Genomic DNA, 3,374 nt, shown 5'->3' with positions numbered 1-3,374 from the left:
CAGAATTTTCTGCAGGTTTGTCTCCAGCTGGTTGTTCAGCCTTTGATGCACATCCTGTCAAACCTACACTTAATGCTAAAGCTACTACAAGTACAAGGGATATTATTTTTTTCATTACTTATATTCCTCCTAGAATAATTTTAATTTTTTACATATATAATACTTGCAATAGATATGCCAAGTTTACTATCACTTCATTAAAATCCGATGTTTTAAATAAAGTTTATTTTATAACAATTGCAAGTCATATATTTGAAAATCGTTATTTTATTGAATGTTAAAATATTGTGCATTATTTTTGCTCATTTTTTAAGCAGTGCTAAATATTTTAACACTGCTTAGTATTTGCTATTATTATTGAAATTATTAAACTTCCAAACTATATTTTTTCATTTTATTGTAAATTGTATTCCTAGTAACTTTCAATAGATTCGCAGTTATAGTAATATTGCCGCCCGAAATGCTCAAAGCCCTTTCAATAGCCCTTTTTTCAATAACTTCAAGGGGTTCAATATCTATTTCAGAAACCGGTTCTGATAAATTGGTCACAGATACTTCATCCAAAGTTGTGTGATCAATACTGCCAATCCATTCTTCATTAAAAATTTCATTTTCCGTTATAATTTCACCGTTACATAAGTTTACAGCTCTTTCTATTGCATTTTCTAATTCTCTGATATTTCCAGGCCAACTGTAACTCATGATTTTTTTCAAAGCATTTGGCGAAATATCATGCACTTCTTTACCTAAATGGCTGCTTAGCTTACTAACGAAGTGCTGAATTAACTCGTGAATATCTTCCTTACGCTCACGCAGCGGAGGAAGGTTAACATGTAACACATTAATTCTATAATATAAATCTTCCCTAAAAATCCCTTTTCTACAAAGTTCAAGAAGATTTTTATTTGTTGCTGTAATAATTCTTACATCAAGGTCAAATATAGTATTACCACCAACTCTGGTTATTTTCCTATCTTGAATTACTCTTAACAGCTTTACCTGCATGTCCATTGGCATTTCGCCAATTTCATCCAAAAATATAGTTCCACCGTCAGCAAGCTCAAACTTTCCTATCCTACCTTTTGTAGAAGCACCTGTAAAAGAACCAGATTCATACCCAAAAAGTTCAGATTCTAAAAGCTCTCTTGGAATTGCCCCGCAATTTATTGATACAAAGGGCTGCTTTTTCCTGTCGCTATAATTGTGAATTGAGTGGGCTATCAATTCTTTACCCGTTCCGCTTTCTCCCGTTATCAAAACATTGGATAAGCTGTTTGCTGCAGCTTTGGCAGTATTGATACATTCCTGAAGTTTAACGCTTGAACCAATTATATCTTCAAAATTGAAGTTTGCATAAGCACCAGTCATTTCATTAAACAATTTATTAACTCGCTTGATTTTTCTAAACGTGTCAACTACAGTTATTGTATTTCCATTTCCATCTTTTATAGGAACTGTTGTTTTTATGAAATGTATTTTAACGCCAGACTTGTTTGTCAGCAGAAATTCTTTGTCAATATATCCCTTTCCAGTTTTCAAAACATCTAATACAACAGGCTTAAAATCAACAACATTAGATATATGTTTTCCGATAGAGCTTTCTCTGTCAATACAAAGTATTTCAGCTCCAACCTGATTAAGATAAGTTACAAATCCATCTTTATCCACCGTAAGCACGCCATCAGTCAATGTTTCAACAATAATACTTTCACATTTATTTTTTTTAACTAATTGTTTATGCTTTATATCTGCTTCATATCCAATGCTTATAGCCCTTGATGCTGCTTCAAGAATACCTAAAGCACATTCGCTGGAATTTTCTTTAAGACCTATAGCGGATAACACGCCAACAATCTCTTCGTTGCAGTATATTGGAGCACTTATAGTTGTATAATCATGATAAAATCTGCAATAGTGCTCTTCACCGACTAAGATAATTGGTTTATTTTCTATAATAGAAGTGCTTATAGAAGTATTGCCATTGAATTTTTCTGTAAACCTTCCGCCCAATGGCAAGTTCATATCTAAATTAATTTCACTGTTATAGCCATTGCATTTCTTTTCCTTTAAAATATATCCATCTTTATTTACAAGTAAAATAGATACATAAGAACCCATATATTCACTTATTTTGTCAATTATATTTTCTGAATGATTAATCAATTCTTTGCTTTCAGCAAATAATGAATCGAAGTCAAATGCTGATATATTAAAGTAGCAAACACTGCTTTCTTTATCTGTTTTTAATGCTTCACACCTTTTAAAACCATTCACCACGTAATCTTTATATGCTTTAGATAATAGTTCCATCTCAATAATCACTCCTTAAAATAGCTATTATAAAGAAATCGCTTTTAGATTGCTCATTTATTATACACTAGCCGTATAAAGAAGTCAATATTAATAGATTTTTAACGAATTTTGTCATAGATTTTCTGCATCATATAGCAAGTTATGCACCATTTTGCATATATAACACATTAATTTTTTTATTGCTGTTTTTTGATTTCTACGCCCATTCTTTTTTCATATATTTTTGCAATGGCACAATGATCTTCATTTGCTTTTCCGTTAGCTTCCATTTCATTCATAAAATCCAACACCATATTTGAAATAGGTATTTCTATTCCTAATTCATCTGCTAAGTTAACAGCATTTTTTAAATCTTTTTGGTGAACTGCAATTCTTGCGCTTGCTTCAAAATCTCTGCTTATTATTTTTGGAGCCTTAGAGCTGAATACAGCACTGCCTGCAAATCCATCTTTAATAGCAGTAAACAGCACTTCTGGATCAAGTCCTGCTTTTACTGCAAATGCTAAAGCTTCTCCCACTGCAGCAATGTTGCATCCAACTATCATGTTGTTAGCAAGCTTTGCAACAGAACCACATCCTGTTTTGCCCATATAAGTAACTGTTGTTCCCATGAAATGAAGCAGTTGCTCTACTCTGTCAAATACTTCCTTGTCTCCGCCGCACATAATAGCCAGCGTTCCTTCAACAGCACCTTTTTCTCCTCCACTTACAGGAGAATCTAATAAATTAATTTCTGTATCCTTTGCTTTTGCATACATTTCTCTTATTACATTTGGAGCTGTAGAACTCAAGTCGACAATTATAGTACCTTTTCTCTTTGTATCTATAATATTTTGTATGCTTGATTTAACCAAATCATTTGTAGGAAGACACAAGAAAATAATATCACAGGTATTTGTTATTTCATCAGTGTTATCAACAGATATTCCACCAATTTCTTTGAATGTTTTTCTTTTTTCTTCCACAACATCAAAACCAGCAATTTCAAGTTTACTTTTTTTTAACAAATTAGAAGCCATAGGCAATCCCATTATGCCCATTCCAATGAAGCCTACTTTTTT

General features: G+C 32.2%; 2 protein-coding genes. Both read right to left on the bottom strand.

Features of this window, described 5'->3' with window-relative positions; translation table 11 throughout:
• Positions 1 to 366: 366 nt before the first annotated feature.
• Positions 367 to 2,310: a sigma-54 interaction domain-containing protein gene (locus tag SA378_RS06330; RefSeq protein WP_318525136.1), complete on the bottom strand. Its 1,944-nt coding sequence runs from the start codon at positions 2,308 to 2,310 to the stop codon at positions 367 to 369.
• A gap of 179 nt (positions 2,311 to 2,489) precedes the next feature.
• On the bottom strand, positions 2,490 to 3,374 hold an 885-nt coding region (locus SA378_RS06325), incomplete at its 5' end, for a prephenate dehydrogenase/arogenate dehydrogenase family protein (protein ID WP_318525135.1).

It is taken from the genome of Sedimentibacter sp. (genome assembly GCF_033447055.1).
Taxonomy (GTDB): Bacteria; Bacillota; Clostridia; order Tissierellales; family Sedimentibacteraceae; genus Sedimentibacter.
The sequence above is the reverse complement of the archived record's forward strand: the minus strand, read 5'-3'. Positions and strand labels throughout refer to the sequence as shown.